Origin of the sequence: Pseudomonas sp. Irchel 3H9, assembly GCF_900187495.1 — a bacterium.
GTDB lineage: Bacteria > Pseudomonadota > Gammaproteobacteria > Pseudomonadales > Pseudomonadaceae > Aquipseudomonas > Aquipseudomonas sivasensis.
This window is the reverse complement of record NZ_FYDK01000001.1, coordinates 213,281-232,585: the sequence shown is the minus strand read 5'-3', so window position 1 is coordinate 232,585 and position 19,305 is coordinate 213,281. Positions and strand designations below refer to the sequence as shown.

The following is a 19,305-nucleotide window of genomic DNA, read 5'->3' as shown; positions in this document are numbered from 1 at the left end:
CGATCTCAGTCCCCTGCTGAATAAAGCCTGACGAACTTGCGTGAGGGAATTGATCATTACCGCTATAATCGCCGACTTTTCGTCAGGCTATACGATTTCAGACATGAGCCAATCCAGCGACCTTATCCAATCCGCACAACGCACCATCCGCCTCGAAGTCGAAGCCGTAGAAGGCTTACTGGCCCATATCGACGCAGATTTCGTACGCGCCTGCGAGATGATTCTGGCCAGTAAGGGCCGCGTTGTCGTGGTCGGCATGGGCAAATCGGGCCACGTCGGCAACAAGATCGCCGCCACCCTGGCGAGCACCGGGACCACGGCGTTTTTCGTGCATCCGGCGGAGGCGAGCCACGGCGACATGGGCATGATCACCAAAGATGACATCATCCTGGCGCTGTCCAACTCCGGTACCACCAACGAAATCGTGACCCTGCTGCCGCTGATCAAGCGCCTTGGCATCCAGATGATCAGCGTCACCGGCAACCCGGAGTCGACGCTAGCCAAGGCTGCCGATGTTAACCTGAACGTTCACGTCGCCCACGAAGCCTGCCCGCTGAATCTGGCACCGACATCCTCCACTACCGCTGCCTTGGTTATGGGCGACGCCCTGGCCGTTGCGCTGCTTGAAGCTCGCGGGTTCACCGCTGAAGACTTCGCGTTCTCCCACCCGGGTGGCGCGCTGGGCCGCCGCCTACTGCTGAAAGTGGAAAACGTTATGCATTCAGGCGATGAATTGCCCCACGTCCAGCGCGGCACTTTACTGAAGGACGCGCTGATGGAAATGACTCGCAAGGGCCTGGGCATGACCGTGATCCTTGAAGCTGACGGCCGCCTGGCTGGGGTATTCACCGACGGCGACCTGCGCCGCACCCTGGACCGCACCATCGATATCCACACTGCGACCATCGATGCAGTGATGACGCCACACGGCAAGACCGCACGCCCTGAGATGCTGGCAGCCGAAGCATTGAAGATCATGGAAGACCACAAAATCGGCGCCCTGGTGGTTGTCGATAGCGACGACCACCCTGTTGGCGCCCTGAACATGCACGACTTGCTGCGTGCGGGAGTGATGTAAATGACCAGCGACCTGTTGCAACGCGGCAAAAACATCAGACTGGCGATTTTCGACGTTGACGGCGTGCTGACCGATGGCCGCCTGTACTTCCTCGAAGACGGCAGCGAATTCAAGACGTTCAACACCCTCGATGGCCAAGGCATCAAGATGCTGATGGCTGCAGGCGTGCAAACCGCGATTATCAGCGGCCGAAAAACGCCCGTTGTGGAACGCCGCGCACAAAACCTGGGGATTCCTCACCTGTATCAGGGCCGCGAGGATAAACTGGTAGTTCTGGACGAGCTTCTTGGCCAACTCAACCTAAGCTATGAGCAGGTCGCCTACTTAGGCGATGATCTGCCCGACCTGCCGGTCATTCGTCGAGTAGGGCTTGGCATGGCCGTCGCCAATGCGGCGGCGTTTGTTCGCGAGCACGCCCATGGCATCACCTGCGCCCGTGGTGGCGAAGGTGCAGCACGCGAGTTCTGCGAACTGATCCTGCGAGCCCAAGGCAGCCTTGAAGCGGCTAACGCCGCCTACCTATAGAGCGTTTTATGCTGAGCAAAAAGATTCGCAACTTCCTGTTATTCGGGGTCATTGCCGCGCTGTTCCTCGCGGTGGGCTACTGGAATATCAGTCCGGGGCGCTTCCTCGACCAGCCTGTTGCGCAGGTCGACGAGGGGGCCATCGACTATTACGCCACCAATGCCTATAGCGTGCAGTTCCTGCCCGACGGCAAGCTGCAGTACGAAATGACGTCGGACAAAGTCGAGCACTTGAAGGCCACCGAAGTCACTCTGCTGACTAATCCGGACCTGAACCTGTACCGCGGCACCGAATTTCCGTGGCATGTCACCAGCAAGCGTGGTGAGGTGAACCCCGACGGCACCGAGGTAGAACTGATTGACTCGGTACGTGTTGCGCGCACGGATGCCAAAGCCCGTGACACGGTGATTACCAGCAGTCGCATGACCGTATTCCCGCAGAAGCAATATGCGCAGACCGAGCAAGACGTTAGAATCGACGGCGCTGGCGGTGTATCGACTGGCAAGGGAATGAAAGCGTATTTGAAAGAAAGCAGGATACACCTGCTATCGAACGTAAGAGGACAGTATGAGGCTCGTTAAAACTCTCCCTATTTTGCTCGGTTTGGGCGCAGCACTGGGAAGCGTGAGCGCCTGGGCTCTGCCGAACGATAGCCAGCAACCGATCCACATCTCGGCTGACGATGCGCAACTGGATGACAAGCAAGGTGTTGCCACCTATACCGGCGGCGTAATCATCACCCAAGGGTCGATGAAGATCACCGGTAATACCGTGACACTGACGCGTACCCAAGCCGGTGACATCGACGTCGTGACCTCAGTGGGCAACCTGGCTTACTTCGAACAGAAGCAGTCCGCTGCCGACACTGGCCCGATGAAGGGCTACGGCAAGACCATTCAGTATCACGCCCAGCAGAATCGCATTGTGCTGATCGACCAGGCCAAGGTGCTCAGCCCCGATGGCAACTCCACGGAAGGTGAAAAGATCACCTATGACACCGTGAAACAGATCGCTAACGCCGGTCGTGCCAATGGCAGCAAGGTCACCGCACCGCGCCCACGCATCGACATGGTTATCCAGCCGAAGAAGAAGGCCGAGTAATGGCAACCCTGAAAGCCCAGCATCTGGCCAAGGCCTATAAAAGCCGTCAGGTCGTGCGCGACGTCAGCCTGTCGATCGACAGCGGCCAGATCGTCGGCTTGCTCGGCCCCAACGGCGCAGGCAAGACCACATGCTTCTACATGATTGTTGGCCTGGTCCAGGCGGATCAGGGTCGCGTACTGATCGACGACCTGGATGTCAGCCACCAGCCAATGCACGGTCGTGCACGCGCGGGTATCGGCTATCTTCCTCAAGAAGCATCGATCTTCCGCAAATTGTCAGTTGCCGACAACATTATGGCCATCCTTGAAACTCGCAAGGAACTGGACCGTGACGGCCGCCGACAGGAGCTGGAAAGCCTGCTGCAGGAATTCCATATCAACCACATTCGCGACAACCTTGGCATGAGCCTGTCCGGTGGTGAGCGGCGTCGCGTGGAAATCGCCCGCGCCCTGGCCACTGCCCCCAAGTTCATTCTGCTGGACGAACCGTTTGCCGGCGTCGACCCTATCTCGGTTGGCGACATCAAGCAGATCATCCATCACCTCAAGGCCAAGGGTATCGGTGTACTGATCACCGATCACAACGTGCGTGAGACCCTCGATATCTGCGAAACCGCGTATATCGTCAACGATGGTCAACTGATCGCAGAAGGCGACTCCGCCACCATCCTGGCCAACGAACTGGTCAAGGAAGTGTACCTGGGTCACGAGTTTCGCCTGTAAAGCCGCCTGCACAAACAAGGCGGTGGCAGGTCGTTTGCCTGATGCGCGGGAGTCAATGAAAACCTCCGGTTTTTTATTGTTACCGCGCTCTAGGCAAAGCCCTCGATATCAGGCATATAATTTGCTTATGTTTGGCGCTCACGCGCCCTGTCGTGGATGGCGCGTTGCGCCGGCGAATAAGGTGTTAAGCCCCTGCCATGAAACCATCGCTAGTCCTAAGAATGGGCCAGCAGCTGACGATGACACCGCAGCTGCAACAGGCCATCCGCCTGCTCCAATTGTCGACCCTGGACCTGCAACAGGAAATCCAGGAGGCCCTGGAGTCTAATCCGATGCTCGAACGCCAGGAAGAAGGCGACGACTTCGATAATGCAGACCCGTTGGCCGACAACATCGAGCAAAAGCCCAACGCAGACGTGCAGGAACCGTCCTACCAAGAGACCGCCCCTACGGTGGATAACCTTGAGGAAGGCGATTGGAACGAACGCATTCCCAACGAGCTTCCCGTAGACACTGCTTGGGAAGACGTCTACCAGACCAGCGCCAGCAGCCTGCCCAGCAACGACGATGATGAGTGGGACTTCACTACCCGCACGTCCGCCGGCGAAAGTCTGCAGAGCCATTTGTTGTGGCAGCTGAACCTCGCGCCGATGTCGGACACCGATCGCCTGATCGCCGTCACCCTGATCGATTGCATCAATAACCAAGGCTATCTGGACGAGACACTCGAAGAGATTCTTGAGGCCTTCGACCCCGAACTAGATATCGAACTGGACGAAATCGAAGCCGTCCTGCACCGCATCCAGCAATTTGAGCCCGCGGGTATTGGTGCGCGCACCCTTAGCGAATGCCTACAGCTGCAACTGCGCCAGCTGCCCGCCAAGACCCCATGGCTCGCCGAGGCCCAGCGCCTGGTCACCGACTACATCGACCTGCTCGGCAGCCGCGATTACAGCCAACTGATGCGTCGCATGAAGCTCAAGGAAGACGATCTGCGCCAGGTCATCGAGCTGGTGCAAAGCCTCAACCCGCGTCCCGGCTCGCAGATCGAGTCCAGCGAAGCCGAATACGTAGTTCCTGACGTGATCGTGCGCAAGGACAACGAGCGCTGGCTGGTGGAGCTTAACCAGGAGTCAGTGCCACGCCTGCGAGTCAACCCGCAATATGCAGGTTTCGTGCGACGCGCCGACACCAGTGCCGACAACACCTTCATGCGCAACCAGTTGCAGGAGGCGCGCTGGTTCATCAAGAGCCTGCAAAGCCGTAACGAAACCCTGATGAAAGTCGCCACGCAGATCGTCGAGCATCAGCGCGGCTTCCTGGAATACGGCGATGAAGCGATGAAGCCTTTGGTTCTGCACGATATCGCCGAAGCGGTAGGCATGCACGAGTCGACGATTTCCCGCGTTACCACGCAAAAATTCATGCATACCCCACGGGGTATTTATGAGTTGAAATACTTTTTCTCCAGCCATGTCAGCACCTCAGAAGGCGGCGAATGCTCGTCCACGGCAATCCGCGCAATCATCAAAAAACTGGTTGCAGCGGAAAATCAGAAAAAGCCGTTGAGTGACAGCAAGATCGCTGGTTTACTGGAGGCACAAGGCATTCAGGTCGCCCGTCGAACCGTCGCCAAGTACCGCGAATCCCTTGGGATCGCGCCTTCCAGCGAGCGTAAGCGTTTGATGTGACGGGCGGGCCACAGCGTTCCAGTGGCGGGTATTCCTACCCGCCGCTTTATGCACTGGCAACGAAGGAGAAGCTGTATGCAAGTCAACATCAGTGGACACCATGTAGAAGTCACCCCTCCCCTGCGCGAATATGTCGAGCAAAAGCTGAAAAAGCTTGAGGGTCATTTTGACAAGATCACCAATGTGCAAGTGATCATGAAGGTCGACAAGCTTCAGCAGAAAATCGAAGCGACCCTACAGATTCCCGGTGGCGAAGTAGTCGCCAACGCCGAGCATGAAGACATGTATGCATCAATCGATGCCTTGACTGACAAGCTCGACCGCCAACTTAAAAAGCATAAGGAAAAGCAGCAGAGCCTTCTTCAGGGCACAGGCCGCTAACACTCCCCACCCATGATTCGACTTGAAACCATCCTGACCCCCGGCCGTTCCCTCGTGAACGTGCCGGGCGGCAGCAAGAAGAAAGCCCTCGAACAAATTGCCAACCTGATCAGCAGCCAAGTGCCTGAACTGGAGATGCAAGATGTCTTCGAGGCTCTGATTGCCCGTGAAAAACTGGGTTCCACCGGTTTTGGTAACGGCATCGCCATTCCTCACTGTCGCCTCAAAGGCTGTGAGACACCTGTCAGCGCGCTGCTGCACTTGGACGCGCCTATCGATTTCGATGCCATTGATGGCGCCCCGGTCGACCTGCTGTTTGTTCTGTTGGTCCCACAGGCCGCCACCGATGCGCACCTGGAACTGCTTCGGCAGATCGCCAGCATGCTCGACCGCAAAGAAGTACGCGACAAACTGCGCAGTGCCGGCAGCAACGAGGCGCTGTACCAAGTTGTCCTGGATGAGCAAAACAGGCAGTAATCATGCGTTTGATCATCGTCAGCGGCCGCTCCGGCTCGGGTAAAAGTACCGCCCTCAACGTTCTTGAGGACAACGGCTTCTATTGCATCGATAACCTGCCGGCCGGCCTACTGCCGGAGTTGGCGGAACGCGCTCTGATCCACACCGAGCTGGCGCAACCTCTGGTTGCCGTTTCGATCGACGCCCGCAACCTGCCCAGCCACCTCTCTCGGTTCCCGGAACTGTTGGAAGAAGTGCGCGCCAAGCATATTCATTGTGATGTGCTGTACCTGGACGCCGATGAAGAGACGCTGCTCAAACGCTTCTCCGAAACCCGTCGACGCCACCCCCTCAGCAGCCCTCACCGTTCTCTGGCTGAAGCCATCGAGGACGAAACCAAGTTGCTGGGGCCGATCATTGACCTCGCCGACCTTAAGATCAACACCACCGGCCTTAACCTTTACCAGCTGCGCGATGCCATCAAACTGCGCCTGCTGAACCAGCCGGAGCCTGGCACGGCGTTTCTCGTCGAGTCTTTTGGCTTCAAACGTGGCATGCCGGTGGATGCCGATCTGGTGTTCGACGTGCGCTGCCTGCCCAATCCCTACTGGAAGCCAGAGTTACGCGACCAATCAGGGCTGGACCTACCTGTGGCTGAGTACCTAGCCGCGCAGCCGGATGTGGAGGAGATGTTCCAGGACATTTCCAGCTATCTGCTCAAGTGGCTGCCGCGCTTTGCCGCGAGTAACCGGGCCTATGTCACTATTGCCATTGGATGCACCGGCGGTCATCACCGTTCGGTATACCTGACCGAGCGCTTGGGCCAAGCACTGCAACAAACCCTCAAGAACGTCCAGGTTCGCCACCGCGACCTTAGCTGAAAGGAACACCTGCGCGATGCCCGCTCTGGAAATTGAAATCATCAACAAGTTGGGCTTGCACGCCCGCGCCTCGGCCAAGTTTGTCGGAGTAGCCGGGCAGTTCCCCTGCCAGATCAGGGCTGGACGCACACCTGAAAGCATGGTCGACGGCAAAAGCATCATGGCGATGATGATGCTGGCGGCCGGCAAAGGCACCAAAATTCATTTGAAGACCGAAGGCGAGCAAGACCAGGAAGCGATGGAAGCTCTGGTGGCGTTGATCAACAACTACTTTGATGAGGGTGAGTAACCTCACCCTTTGACACAAACGTGAAGCCGCAACGGCTTCACCCCAATGCGGTATCCATCGCCATCATCAAGCAAAATCCAATGCAGAGCCCCAAGCTGGCGAGCTTTTCGTGGCCATTGCGCCGCGACTCCGGGATCACCTCATGGGTCACTACCAACAGCATCGCCCCGGCAGCCAGCGCCAGCCCCAAAGGCAACAACACCTCGGCCAGGCTCACCAGCCAAGCGCAGAGCACGGCAAACACCGGTTCCACCAAGCCTGAAGCAGCACCAATCAGGAATGCCTTGGCCCGCGACATCCCTGCCCCGGCCAACACCAACGCAATCACAAGACCTTCGGGCACATCCTGCAAGGCGATGCCCATGGCCAAGCTGTCGGCATCCGGCATGCCGCCGCCGGCAGAGACGCCAACCGCCATGCCTTCCGGAATGTTGTGAGCAATGATAGCGAACACGAATAGCCAGATGCGCGGCGGTATCACCGGTTTGTCCGGTGTGCCCACCAGCATTTCCGGACTCGCGCCGGAGACCCTGCGGTCAACCAGATACAGCCCGAACGCTCCCAACATAATGCCGAAACTGATCAGCCCGCTCGCGCCCCAGGACGTAAGCCCCAGGCTTTCTGCAGCAGCGATACCCGGTACCACCAGTGAAAAGGCGGTTGCAGCCAGCATCACGCCAGCCCCAAAGCCCAGCAAGGTATCGCTCACGGCCACCGGCATCCGCCGAATCACCAATACCGGAACCGCGCCCAGCGCAGTACCGAGCGCGCAGATCGCCCCGCCCTGCAAAGCACGCAGGATGCGCGGTTCAAGGTCCAGCCAGGCCAGCCCGTGGGCCACCAGCAATGCAGTACCTGCCAGTAGCAGTAGCGAGCCAAGCGCATAACGAAACATTCGCACGCTGCCGATCGCCAGTGTTTCAGTGCCCATAGTCGGCCTTAGATCTTGTTATAGAGGTAAATGTCAGGCCATAGCAGCCTGATAGCGTGCGGCAACTTCTGGCCAGTTAATAACACTGTAGAAGGCATTGATGTATTCCGGGCGGCGGTTCTGGTAGCGCAAATAGTAAGCATGCTCCCATACGTCCAGGCCGAGGATCGGCGTGTTGCCGTTCATCAGCGGGCTGTCTTGGTTACCGCTGCTTTCCACCACCAAGGTCTTTTGCGGCGTAACGCTCAGCCAAGCCCAGCCGCTGCCGAAGCGGGTCAATGCGGCTTTGGTGAAGGCCTCCTTGAAACTATCAAAACCTCCAACTTGCTCGTCAATTGCCTTGCCCAATGCGCCCTCTGGCTTACCGCCCCCTTGAGGTGACATCACCGCCCAGAACAGCGAGTGGTTAGCGTGACCGCCACCTTGGTTGATCACGGCAGCGCGAAGCTTTTCCGGTAGTTGCTGCACGCTGGACACCAGTTTTTCCACCGGCCAGCCGGCGAACTCGGTGCCCTCGACGGCGGCATTAAGGTTGTTGATGTAGGTCTGATGATGCTTGGTGTAGTGAATTTCCATGGTTTGCGCATCAATATGCGGCTCCAGGGCATCGTAGGCGTAAGGCAAGGCAGGCAAGGTATAGGTCATATCAATGTGCTCCGTATTGAGGCGTAGTCGGTTGCGCCGCAGTACCACCCAGCAAGCGATGGGTGCGCGGGTACTCGCCGTGATCGCCGATGAAATTCAACAGTTCGACGTAAGTCTTGCTGCTCTGGCGCAGGGCCGCCTCCCGCAGCTGCGGGCTCAGGCGCGCGTCCTGCATGGTCTGCAGCAAGCGTTGGTGAATGGCGCAAAGGTATTCGGCGCTTTCCTCAGGCTGATTCAAGTGCAGATGCAGGTCCGCCAGGTTGTGATGGGAAATGACGCAAGCCGCCACTGCTTCGTCGGCATTCGCCCAGCGTTCGAACAACACCTGGGCCAAGGCCAGGGCTTGCAAATAGGCCTCGCGAGCGTCAACCAACTCGCCTTGCATAAAGCAGCGATTGGCCCGTTCGATCGTGCGCTTCCAGTGCTCCATGGTGAGCCTCCAAAGCAGAGTCGGTGATTAAACGCCGCCAGCCGTGAGCTTTTCCGGATCCAGCAGGATTTCCAGTTGGCTGCGCGGCAAGTCGGTGTGTTCAAGGGCGACATCAATCACTGGACGGCCTTGCTGATAGGCCTTCTTGGCGATTTCAGCAGCCTTTTGGTATCCAATGATCGGGTTGAGTGCAGTAACCAGTATCGGGTTGCGCGACAGTGCTTCCTTGAGCTTGGCTTCATTGACCTTGAAGCTGGCGATGGCTTTGTCCGCCAGCAGGCGGCTGGAGTTGGCCAGCAGTTCGAGGCTGCTGAGCAGGTTCTGGGCGATGATAGGCAGCATCACGTTCAGCTCGAAGTTGCCGGATTGGCCAGCGACGGTAATCACCGTGTCATTGCCAATGACTTGTGCAGCCACCATGGCAGTCGCTTCAGGGATTACAGGGTTGACCTTGCCGGGCATGATCGAAGACCCCGGCTGCAGGCCTTCCAGCTCGATCTCACCCAGGCCGGCAAGTGGACCGGAGTTCATCCAGCGCAGGTCATTGGCGATTTTCATCAGCGATACGGCGGTGGCTTTCAGTTGGCCGGACACCGCCACGGCTGTGTCCTGGGAACCAATCAGCGCAAACAGGTTTTTACCCGGAGTGAATTTCACATCCGTCAGGCTGCTTAGTTGCTGACTGAAACGCGCCGCGAATTCCGGATGGGCGTTGATCCCAGTGCCCACCGCCGTTCCGCCTTGCGCGAGGGCCTGCAGGCTTGGCAGCAAGTCCTGCAGATGACCGATATTGGCTTTGAGTTGCTGCGCCCAACCATCGAGTACCTGACTCATACGGACCGGCATGGCGTCCATCAGGTGCGTGCGGCCTGTCTTGATGAACGGGTGAACTTCTTTGGCTTTCTGCTCGATCACCTGCACCAGGTGAAGAAGCGCCGGAAGCGTTTGCTCGTGCAATACCAGCGCCGCGCTGACGTGAATAGTGGTCGGGATAATGTCGTTGCTGCTTTGGCCGCAGTTGACGTGATCGTTCGGGTTCACCGCTTCGCCCAGCAAACGGCTGGCGAGGGTCGCGATCACTTCGTTGGCGTTCATGTTGGAGCTGGTACCAGAGCCGGTCTGGAAGATATCCACCGGGAAGTGCTGCATGAAGTCGCCTTCCAGCAACCCTTGGGCAGCATCAACGATGGCCTTGCCCTGCCCTTCGCTGATTTGCTTGAGGTCGACGTTGACCTTGGCGGCAGCAGCCTTGGCAAGGATCAAGGCGCGAATAAACTGTGCCGGCATACGTTGGTGGCTGATAGGGAAGTTGTTCACCGCGCGCTGGGTCTGTGCACCATACAAGGCCTCGGCAGGCACTTGCAGTTCGCCCATGCTGTCGCGTTCGATACGGGTGTTACTCATCGTTAGATCCTTGCACCAGGTCGGAGTGGGAGATTGATGGCAGCAATTCGCACGTCGCCAATTGCCAGGCAAAGGTCTGCCAGCGCTTGAGGCGGCAGGCACAGTGGGAGAGTTTTTCCAAGTCGCGCAGAGGGCGCCAAGCCTGATCCAGACAAGTGGAACGCCAATGCCAAGGCAAGGCGATATCACTGGCGGTATCGATTAACAGGCGGAATGACGTTTCAGCGATCGTCCACGGATGAGTCGCAGTGCAGCACGCCAGGTATCGACCCTCATTTAGGTAATGTTCGATCAGGCGAGGTTCATCAGGATCGAGGCCGCAGCGAATCTGACGACTCATCCAGCGCCAGCTTTCCAGGTACGGATCCTCATGCAGGACAGAACTCATGATCCACGCTCATTCGATAATGATATTTATTATTAAATGATATTGAGAATCAACGCAATGGCAGCATTGTGATCGCCCTGAATTCCAAGCACAAAAAAAGCGCGCTATCCGTGGGATAGCGCGCTTCTCAGAGAGGATCGATCAGCTGCCGGCGACAGTCATCCGCTCGATCAACACCGACCCGGTGCGAATATTGCTGCGCAGTTCCAGATCGTTACCCACGGCAACGATCTGCTTGAACATGTCACGCATATTGCCGGCAATCGTCACTTCCTGAACCGCGAACTGAATCTCGCCATTTTCCACCCAGAAACCCGCCGCGCCGCGTGAGTAATCGCCGGTGACCATGTTCAGGCCGTGCCCCATCAATTCGGTTACCAACAGGCCACGTCCCATACGCCGCAACAGCGCTGCCTGATCTTCATCGCCATGGGTCACGAACAGGTTATGTACGCCGCCGGAGTTGGCAGTGCTGGGCAGGCCGAGTTTGCGGCCTGAGTAAGTACCCAGTACGTAAGACACCAACTCACCGTTCTCGACGAACGGCTTGGCGTACGTGGCCAGGCCATCGCCATCGAACGCCGAGCTGCCCATGGCGCGCATCAAGTGCGGACGCTCATCAATGGTCAACCAATCGGGAAAGAGTTTCTGGCCAATGGCGCCTTCAAGGAACGACGACTTGCGATACAGATTGCCGCCCGAAATCGCGCCAAGGAAACTGCCAAACAAACCGCCCGCCAACTCCGCTGAAAACAGCACCGGCACTTCGCAGGTTGGCACCGGACGGGCGCCCAGGCGGCTAGCGGCACGTTGTGCGGCACGCTGACCAATGCTGACCGGGTCGGCCAGCAGTTCACCCTGACGGCTCACGTCATACCAGTAATCACGCTGCATCTGGCCATTGGCTTCGGCGATCATCACGCAGCTCAAGCTATGACGGGTGGATGCATATCCCCCGATAAACCCGTGGCTGTTGCCATAAACACGACAGCCTTGGTGAGTATTCAACGTGGTGCCATCGGCGTTCTTGATGCGGGCATCAGCATCAAACGCAGCGGCTTCACAGGTCAGCGCCAGCTCAATGGCCTGCTCGGGCGTAATGTCCCAGGCATGGAAAAGATCGAAATCCTTCAAGTCCTTGGCCATCAGCGCTTTGTCTGCCAGACCTGAGCTTTCATCTTCGGAAGTGTGCTTGGCAATCGCCAACGCGGCGGCCACAGTCTCGCGAATGGCTTCCGGGCCACTGGCGGAGGTACTGGCCGACCCTTTGCGCTGCCCCGAATACAAGGTGATGCCAAAGCCCTGGTCGCGGTTGAATTCAACAGTTTCCACTTCCCGCTGACGTACCGACGTCGACAGACCCTGCTCCAGCGAGACCGCAACTTCACAGGCACTGGCCCCCTGGCGCTTAGCCTCGGCAAGGATCTGCTCGACTTGTTCCTGCAGGGCCGGTAACGCTTGCGGACCGACGCTTTGGGCTGCACTCATGGTTTTCTCCACTCAAATTCTGCTTTCGGTTAAGGCCATCGAGCGACCGGGCCGGACAAGCGGCCCCCGACTGGTTATCATGGCGGCGTTTCTTTGCGGACTGCCACCATGGTTGATTCTTACGACGACTCCCTCGATGGGGAGAAAAGCAAAACCCAGGTCAAACGTGAGCTGCATGCTCTGGTTGACCTTGGCGAGCGCCTTACAACGCTCAAGAAAGACTTGATTGCAAAACTGCCACTGACCGACGAGATGCGCCGGGCGCTTGCTGACGCACCCAAGCACACTGCGAATATCGCGCGTAAACGGCACATCATGTTTATCGGCAAGCTGATGCGCGATCAGGACACTGACGCCATTCTGGCCTTGCTTGATCAAACCGATGCCTCCACTCGCCAGTACAACGAACGTTTCCATAATCTGGAACGTTGGCGTGACCGCCTGATCTCGGGCGATGACGCAGTGCTGGAGAAATTCGTGCTGGACTACCCGGATGCGGACCGCCAACAACTGCGCTCCCTGATCCGTCAGGCCCAGCACGAGCAGGCGCATAACAAGGCGCCCGCCACCAGCCGTAAAATCTTCAAATACATCCGTGAGCTGGACGAGACTCAACGCGGACTGCGTTGATGCCCTTCCCCGGGTGGCGATCTTCGCCACCCGAAGCTCCATCCCTTACGACCCCGTGCCACCCACGGTGATCGCATCAATTTTCAGGGTTGGCTGGCCGACACCGACCGGTACTGACTGCCCATCTTTCCCGCACACGCCGACGCCGCTGTCCAGCGCCAAGTCGTTGCCGACCATCGACACCTTGCTCATGGCTTCCGGGCCATTGCCAATCAACGTTGCCCCTTTGACCGGCGCGGTAATCTTGCCGTCTTCGATCAGGTACGCCTCGCTGGTGGAGAACACGAATTTGCCACTGGTGATATCCACCTGGCCGCCGCCGAGGTTGGCGCAGTAGATACCGCGTTTAACCGAGGCGATGATTTCCGCCGGATCGCTTTCGCCACCGAGCATGTAGGTGTTGGTCATGCGGGGCATCGGCAGGTGCGCGTAGGACTCACGGCGGCCGTTACCGGTGCGCGCCACGCCCATCAGGCGGGCATTGAGTTTGTCTTGCATGTAGCCCTTGAGCACACCGTTTTCAATCAGGGTGGTGCATTCAGTGGGCGTGCCTTCGTCATCGACGCTCAGCGAACCACGGCGACCAGCCAAGGTTCCGTCATCGACAATGGTGCAGAGCTTGGACGCAACCATCTCGCCCATACGCCCGCTGTAGGCAGAGCTGCCCTTGCGGTTGAAGTCACCTTCCAGGCCGTGGCCCACGGCTTCGTGGAGCAATACCCCTGACCAGCCAGAACCCAGCACCACCGGCAGCGTACCCGCCGGGGCCGGAATAGCTTCCAGGTTCACCAACGCCTGGCGCAGCGCTTCACGGGCATAGCCCATCGCGCGGTCTTCAGTAAGGAAATAACGGTAGTCAGTACGCCCGCCGCCGCCATGCCCACCGCGCTCGCGGCGACCGTTCTGTTCGACGATCACACTGACATTGAAGCGCACCAAAGGCCGTACATCCGCCGCCAGGCCGCCGTCGGTGGATGCCACCAGGATGCGCTCCCACACACCGGCCATGCTCACGGTGACCTGCTGGATACGTGGATCCAGGGCGCGGGTAGCCGCGTCGATGCGCTTGAGCAAATCGACCTTTTCAGCCCGGCTGATCACTTCCAAAGGATTGTCCGGCGCGTATAGCTGGGCCACGTCCTGAGTGCTGAACGCTTGCACCGTGCCATTTTGGCCGGCGCGGGAGATCGAACGCGCTGCACGTGCGGCAAGACCCAAGGCCTCCAAAGTGATTGCGTTGCTGTAGGCAAAACCGGTCTTTTCACCGGATTGCGCGCGCACGCCGACACCTTGGTCGAGGTTGAAACTGCCTTCCTTGACGATGCCATCTTCCAGCGCCCAGGACTCGGAAATCTGGCCCTGGAAATACAGGTCAGCGGCGTCGATTCCTGGCCCGGCAAGATCGCCCAACACGGTTTGCAAGCTTTCGATGGTCACGCCACCGGGTGCCAGGAGGTGTTCACTGACTGAGGACAACAACTCGCTCATAGGTTTGGCCTTAAATTCATCGTTCTGAAGCAGGTCGCTGCGCGCCCTGCGAGAAAAAGCGCCGATGGTTGACCACCGGCATGCGCGCCCGTATCGACGCCTGTTCACTGCTATCGCGCTCGGCCAGCAACACCGCTTCGCCTTGATCCTGTTGTGTCAGCACACGCCCCCACGGGTCGACAATCGCTGCATGACCATGGGTTTCCCGTGGTCCCGGATGCACGCCGCCCTGGGCCGCCGCCAGCACATAGCACTGGGTTTCGATGGCCCGTGCGCGTATCAGCACGTCCCAGTGCGCGGCACCGGTTACAGCGGTAAAGGCCGAGGGCGCAGTGATCAATTCAGCCCCCGCCGCCCGCAACTCGCTGTACAGCTCAGGAAAGCGAAGGTCGTAACACACCGTCAGGCCCAAACGGCCGACCGGTGTATCCGCCACCACCACGTTACTCCCGAAAGCATAGTCGTCGGACTCCCGATAGCGACCCCGGGCATCCGCCACATCCACGTCAAACAAATGCAGCTTGTCGTACCGAGCAACGATTTCGCCATGATCATCGATCAACAGCGAGCAGGCATTGGATTTGGAGTTCGGTTGGTCCTTGGGCGGCAACGGCAATGTGCCGGCCACTATCCATAAGGTGAGGTCGCGGGCGGTCTGTTTCAACCACCGCAGGATCGGACCTTCGCCCAGAGCCTCAGCCCGACCGATGTCCGCCACGTCGCGGCGGCCCATTGCGGCGAAGTTTTCCGGCAGCACCGCCAGCTTCGCGCCGCCCGCCGCCGCTTTTTCCAACAAACGCCGAGCCTGTGCCAGATTGGCCAACACATCGCTCTGGCTGACCATTTGAATTACCGCAAAGGACATGAGCCGACACTCCGTAATGGGCATGCACCAAAAAAAGAGAGCCCCATGCTACTCCGCAGGCCCTCAGTTTGGTTTTTCAAATGGCTTGTCGAAGGTGATTTTTGGATCCTTCCACGGTCCTTCCACCTTGTATTGGACGCTGGCAAAACGCGAAACCCGATCACCAATCAGCTTGTCGATCAGGAACAAAGCCCCACCAATGGCAGGTGCACCGACGATCAGTGCAGCGATCGGCAGGTTGTTGGTCACAGGCAACGTCACCAACAACTTGGCATCGACGCGGTCAGCTACCAAGTCCAAGGTACCGTTCAGTTCCAAGTTGCTCGACGGCCCGGTCATAGTGATCGGCTCCCGCGTGACGAACACACCGTTGCTCGCCGCCAACAGGCCTTTGACTCGGTCATAGCTCAAGCCTTTGCCGAGCAGGTCGGAGAAATCCAGCCGCAGGCGTCGCCCGATGGAGTTGAAGTTGAGCAGACCGAACACCCGCAGCGCCTGGGCGCCACCTTCTACTTCAACAAACTGACCTTTTCGGAACGCTGCATCCAGGCTACCGGAGAAGCGCTTTGGCCCGACCCACGCCGGCGAACCAGGCCAACGCCCATCCACATCCAGATGGAAGTCTTCGCTGGTTACAGTGGGTGCATAGCCCCAGCCCTTGAGTACATCGGCGATATTTTTACCGTCCAGGCGGCCTTTGTACCAACTGCTGCTGCCCCCTGGAGCGCCTTCCCATCCGCCAGCGCCTTTGAGCTGCATGCCCTTCAGACCTAGGTCCAGATCGCTGAAAGCCAAGCCTTTAGTAGTTGGACGGATTTTTAGCGACCACTCGCCCAGCAGCTCGGGCCCCTGGAACAGTTGCGCAATGGCGATATCCAGAGCCGGAATATCCTTTGGGTCGATGCTGCCCAACGGGTCGGGGGCGTTTTCATCGGCCTGCACCGTAGGGTCCACCGCCGGTAGTTTTACGTATTGCAGGTTGACCCCAATCGGCGCGACCTTACTATCAGGCAAGGTCACACTGCCTTTGGCCTGCTGACTGTCAAACTGCAAGCCCCAGGCAACGGGTTTTCGGTCCAACTGCAGATTGACCTGATCGAACTGAGTACCTAAACCGGTGAGCTTGCCTATCTTGAAGTCGGCACCGCTTAGCAGTTGCTTGGCACTGCCACCCGGATCGTTGCCGGCATACTGGCTCACCAGTTTTTTCCACGGATCGATGTCGAGCTCCGAAAGCACTCCACGAATGCGCAAGCCCTTGGCAGCGGGCAGCACTGCATCGCCATCGCCGAGGAACAACTCGCCACGGCCATCATTGAATTTGTCCGGCGGCGCAGCAAAGGTAAAGTTGGCCAGCTCACCGTAATCAAACCAGTAGCGTCGTTCGGCGCCCTGCAAGGTCATGCGGAATACGCTGTCACGCCCCTGGCTCGCTGGCATGCCGAACGGTGCAGGCAAGTCCACCGCAACACCCTTGAGATTGGAGCTGACCATCAACTGGCTGTCGGCACCGTCCAGGTTGAGCTGCAACTGATACGGAATATCACCGGAAACCGGCAACGGCTGGCTGATTTTCAACCACTCTGTCAGCCGCTTGACCGTCACCTGGCCCCTGGCGGTTACACGGGTGCTGATATTGCCCGGTTTGCCATCGGCAAAGATTTGCGCGGAGATCGGCCGGTCAAACGCCTGGGCCGTGATGTTCTCGCCACTGAGGCCCTTGGCGCTGTCGAAGCGGAAATTGCCCTTGAGTTGAGTCAGGTCCAGGGGTGGTTCAGCCAGTTGCAGGCGTGCCTTGTCGGTCTGGAAATCCACTACGATCTTGGGCTCGATGCCTTTAACAAGCGGAACATCCAGGTCCAACTTGCCTTGCAGGTCGCCTTCGCCTTTCCAGCCGGCAAAAGTGGAAGCGGTACCAATCGGCGCTTCTTGAAGGATCTTCAGCCCATCCCCCAGGCCGCCGGCAAAACCACCTGTCAGCAGCAGGTGACTTTCCTTGCCGGACGGTGCGTGGGGAATATTGACGTACACGTCCTTGACCTTGGTATCCAACAACTGGCCCTTGCTGGCCAGGATGCGCACACCAGTCTCTTCGACAAACACCTCACCCTTGACCTTGCTGACATGAGGCCAGCCCGGCTGGAACGCTAACTCGGCGTCATGCACCTTGAAGAACAGGCTGATATTGCGCGAAGCCGGCAACGCGTCGTGATTCAACGAACCCTGATACTGGAAAAAACCTTGATCCACCGCCCCCTTGAGAATCGCCGTGCGCAGCCATTCATCAAGGGCCGGGCTCAGCACCGCAGGCAGGTACTTTGGAGTGAAACGCCCATCGCCGTCGACCATACCGACCCGCAGGTCCATGTAGTCTTCCTGGCTATGGTCGAAATGCAGGCGGATCAGGAAGTCCGCAGCGATCTTGCCTTCTTCTCCCAGCACCTTGATATACGGGGCGATGAGGGTGAAGCCTTCTTTATCCAGCTTCCAGGTCAGGCGCGCATTGGCCTGTAGATATTGCCAGGGCTTGGCGAAGATCGGATCGAGGTGCAGGGAAAAATCCTTGCTGTCCATGCGCAACTCGCCACCGCCCAAGTCGCCGCTGATACTGCCAGACACGTTTCGCGCGGCCGGTGCTCCGAAATAGGCGTCAAACCCGACCCGCTCAAGGTTGGCAGCAAAACTGACTTTTTGATCGGTCGTATCCTGAGGACGGAAATCCACCAGCACGTTGCGCAACAGGCCGATGGCCTTCAGATGCTCGACGGTCTTGGCGAAGCCTTCCGGCAGAGGCGCCAGAGCGTTCAGCAATGGCGTGATAGGGGTCAGGTCGAGGCGGTCAGCCTGCAGCTTCCAGACTTCCTGGTCCTTATCGGTAGCCAGAGTCTGTTGCAATTGCAGGCGCGACTCCCAGCGAGTTTCACCCAGGTTCATCGCCAGGGAATCAAACAGCACCTTAAGTCCCATATCACTGCGTTGCAGGTAAGCCGTGAGGGCCAGGTTTTCGATGAGCACTGGCTTGCGTTCTGCGTAGCGGCCTTTCACTTGTGGAGAGTTGAGGCGCACCACCGCGCTCTGCACAGTACCTTTGCCCCAGTTCAGCCAGAATTCACCGCCGGCTTTGAACTGCGTGAGTGTCCACTGCTGAGTCAGCTTGGCCGGAATCCACTTGGCCCAGTCGCTTTGCGGCAGGCTGAGGTAGGCCTGAACCTCGGCATCCTTCCATTGGCTGGCGCGAATGCGGCTGCGCAGGCTGAGCGCCATAGGCTGCCCGTCTGGCAGGGTCAGGCGTGCGTCCAGACGTTGACGGGTGATGCCGGTGTGCAGACTCAGACCCACGTAGGTCAAGGTGACCGGTGCCTGATCGAACGGTTGCAAAGTGAGCTGACTGTCGAGCAAGGACACGCGCTTTACCATCTGCATGCGCTTGAGCAATTGCTCCGGATCCAGCGGCTGCTCGTCCTGAACCGGCATGCCCTGAAGCGCCCAATGACCGTCCTTGCCTTCCTTGGCGCTCAGTTGCAGACCGCTGACCTGCAAGTGCGCCAGGCGCACCTCACGTGCCATCAGGCTGTCCCAGATAGCCGGCACCACTTCGACCTGGTCAAGACGCAAGGCATTGCTGCCCTCGCCGACCATCACGTCATGGGCCAGCAACACCGGGGCAAAACCGCTCCAGCGCCCTTCCAGGCTGCCGATGTGCAGCGGCACGCCCAACGCCGCCTGGGCCTTGGCTTCAACTTCGGCACGGTATTCGGCTACCAGGGGGGTCAATTCACGACCTAAGCTCACATACACCGCCGCCAAAACCAGCAGCAAGGCGCACAGACCCAGGCCCCAGCGGGTCAAAGCGGCAAAAAAGCGTATCAGACGCTCCATGTCAGGCGACCCTCAAGGCAGTAGGCGGAC

20 protein-coding genes are annotated in these 19,305 nt (G+C 58.7%); 11 read left to right on the top strand and 9 right to left on the bottom strand.

Annotated elements, in window-relative coordinates:
• Positions 1–103: 103 nt before the first annotated feature.
• The 10 genes from CKW32_RS01155 (at position 104) to CKW32_RS01110 (ending at position 7,127) form a co-directional block, all read left to right on the top strand.
• On the top strand, positions 104–1,078 hold the full coding sequence (locus CKW32_RS01155) for a KpsF/GutQ family sugar-phosphate isomerase (RefSeq protein WP_032886281.1): 975 nt from the start codon (positions 104–106) through the stop codon (positions 1,076–1,078).
• On the top strand, positions 1,079–1,603 hold the full coding sequence (locus CKW32_RS01150; protein ID WP_095183849.1) for an HAD family hydrolase: 525 nt from the start codon (positions 1,079–1,081) through the stop codon (positions 1,601–1,603).
• A gap of 8 nt (positions 1,604–1,611) precedes the next feature.
• Positions 1,612–2,184, top strand: a complete 573-nt coding sequence (gene lptC, locus CKW32_RS01145; RefSeq protein WP_032886279.1) for an LPS export ABC transporter periplasmic protein LptC — start codon at positions 1,612–1,614, stop codon at positions 2,182–2,184.
• Entirely contained in the window at positions 2,171–2,704 is a 534-nt protein-coding gene (lptA, locus tag CKW32_RS01140; RefSeq protein ID WP_095183848.1) for a lipopolysaccharide transport periplasmic protein LptA, read from the top strand. The genes lptC and lptA overlap by 14 nt, the downstream gene beginning before the upstream one ends.
• Positions 2,704–3,429: an LPS export ABC transporter ATP-binding protein gene (gene lptB / locus CKW32_RS01135; protein ID WP_004372092.1), complete on the top strand. Its 726-nt coding sequence runs from the start codon at positions 2,704–2,706 to the stop codon at positions 3,427–3,429. The genes lptA and lptB overlap by 1 nt, the downstream gene beginning before the upstream one ends.
• 197 nt (positions 3,430–3,626) lie before the next feature.
• On the top strand, positions 3,627–5,120 hold the full coding sequence (locus tag CKW32_RS01130; RefSeq protein WP_032886277.1) for an RNA polymerase factor sigma-54: 1,494 nt from the start codon (positions 3,627–3,629) through the stop codon (positions 5,118–5,120).
• 75 nt (positions 5,121–5,195) lie between these two features.
• Positions 5,196–5,501 carry a ribosome hibernation-promoting factor, HPF/YfiA family gene (gene hpf, locus CKW32_RS01125; protein ID WP_095183847.1) on the top strand — a complete coding sequence of 102 codons (306 nt, stop codon included), beginning with the start codon at positions 5,196–5,198 and terminating at the stop codon, positions 5,499–5,501.
• A gap of 12 nt (positions 5,502–5,513) precedes the next feature.
• Positions 5,514–5,978, top strand: coding sequence for a PTS IIA-like nitrogen regulatory protein PtsN (gene ptsN / locus CKW32_RS01120; RefSeq protein ID WP_095183846.1), 465 nt, complete (start codon positions 5,514–5,516; stop codon positions 5,976–5,978).
• Positions 5,979–5,980: 2 nt separating this feature from the next.
• Positions 5,981–6,838 (top strand): RNase adapter RapZ, encoded by an 858-nt coding sequence (gene rapZ, locus CKW32_RS01115; protein WP_032886275.1) that lies wholly within the window; start codon positions 5,981–5,983, stop codon positions 6,836–6,838.
• Positions 6,839–6,854: 16 nt separating this feature from the next.
• Complete coding sequence (locus CKW32_RS01110; protein WP_032886274.1) at positions 6,855–7,127, top strand: HPr family phosphocarrier protein; 273 nt, start codon at positions 6,855–6,857, stop codon at positions 7,125–7,127.
• A 37-nt stretch (positions 7,128–7,164) separates the two neighbouring features.
• On the opposite strand, the gene CKW32_RS01105 is transcribed toward CKW32_RS01110, so the two are convergent.
• From CKW32_RS01105 to pmbA, 6 genes are all read right to left on the bottom strand, one after another.
• Complete coding sequence (locus tag CKW32_RS01105) at positions 7,165–8,058, bottom strand: ZIP family metal transporter (RefSeq protein ID WP_095183845.1); 894 nt, start codon at positions 8,056–8,058, stop codon at positions 7,165–7,167.
• Between the two features lie 33 nt (positions 8,059–8,091).
• On the bottom strand, positions 8,092–8,703 hold the full coding sequence (locus tag CKW32_RS01100) for a superoxide dismutase (RefSeq protein WP_095183844.1): 612 nt from the start codon (positions 8,701–8,703) through the stop codon (positions 8,092–8,094).
• Between the two features lies 1 nt (position 8,704).
• A complete protein-coding gene (locus CKW32_RS01095) occupies positions 8,705–9,133 on the bottom strand; it encodes a hypothetical protein (RefSeq protein ID WP_095183843.1) in 429 nt (142 codons plus the stop codon).
• Between the two features lie 27 nt (positions 9,134–9,160).
• On the bottom strand, positions 9,161–10,537 hold the full coding sequence (locus tag CKW32_RS01090) for an aspartate ammonia-lyase (RefSeq protein WP_095183842.1): 1,377 nt from the start codon (positions 10,535–10,537) through the stop codon (positions 9,161–9,163).
• Positions 10,530–10,925, bottom strand: a complete 396-nt coding sequence (locus tag CKW32_RS01085) for a FagA protein (RefSeq protein WP_095183841.1) — start codon at positions 10,923–10,925, stop codon at positions 10,530–10,532. Before CKW32_RS01085 ends, CKW32_RS01090 begins: the two co-directional genes overlap by 8 nt.
• 141 nt (positions 10,926–11,066) lie before the next feature.
• Positions 11,067–12,413, bottom strand: coding sequence for a metalloprotease PmbA (gene pmbA / locus CKW32_RS01080; protein ID WP_032886268.1), 1,347 nt, complete (start codon positions 12,411–12,413; stop codon positions 11,067–11,069).
• Between the two features lie 108 nt (positions 12,414–12,521).
• Between pmbA and yjgA the strand changes: the two genes are divergently transcribed.
• Positions 12,522–13,043 (top strand): ribosome biogenesis factor YjgA, encoded by a 522-nt coding sequence (yjgA, locus tag CKW32_RS01075; protein WP_017138246.1) that lies wholly within the window; start codon positions 12,522–12,524, stop codon positions 13,041–13,043.
• 45 nt (positions 13,044–13,088) lie between these two features.
• Here yjgA and tldD read toward each other — a convergent pair whose 3' ends face one another.
• From tldD to CKW32_RS01060, 3 genes are all read right to left on the bottom strand, one after another.
• On the bottom strand, positions 13,089–14,531 hold the full coding sequence (tldD, locus tag CKW32_RS01070; RefSeq protein WP_032886267.1) for a metalloprotease TldD: 1,443 nt from the start codon (positions 14,529–14,531) through the stop codon (positions 13,089–13,091).
• A 16-nt stretch (positions 14,532–14,547) separates the two neighbouring features.
• The gene (locus CKW32_RS01065) at positions 14,548–15,396 is read right to left on the bottom strand and encodes a carbon-nitrogen hydrolase family protein (RefSeq protein WP_095183840.1); all 849 of its coding nucleotides are present in this window, start codon (positions 15,394–15,396) and stop codon (positions 14,548–14,550) included.
• Between the two features lie 63 nt (positions 15,397–15,459).
• On the bottom strand, positions 15,460–19,275 hold the full coding sequence (locus CKW32_RS01060) for a YhdP family protein (protein ID WP_095183839.1): 3,816 nt from the start codon (positions 19,273–19,275) through the stop codon (positions 15,460–15,462).
• Positions 19,276–19,305: the final 30 nt, after the last annotated feature.